Genomic DNA, 254 nt, shown 5'->3' on the forward strand with positions numbered 1-254 from the left:
GAATACGGTGGAACCAGTCGCAGCGCTGCACACTCCTAAGCAATAGGAAAATCAACAGGAGTTACTGCTATGCGCCGTTTAAGTTCGTTGTTGTTCGCCGGCCTGTTCTTGGCCGCATCCTCCCAGGCATTCTCCGCCAACCTGCGCGATATCCTCTCGTCGGGTGCGACCACTGCGTCGACCTACCTGACGTTCAAGGACAACAAGATGATCATCCCTGCGCAGGATGACGCCAGCAGTTATGTCGCAAGTAA

The 254-nt window shown here is 54.7% G+C and carries 1 protein-coding gene; it reads left to right on the forward strand.

Annotated elements, in window-relative coordinates; all coding sequences use genetic code 11:
• Nucleotides 1–69 precede the first annotated feature (69 nt).
• The coding region (locus AC0IYH_RS32750) for a DUF2388 domain-containing protein (RefSeq protein WP_471838532.1) at nt 70–254 on the forward strand (185 nt) is incomplete at its 3' end.

The organism is Pseudomonas sp. AC463 (assembly GCF_979253585.1).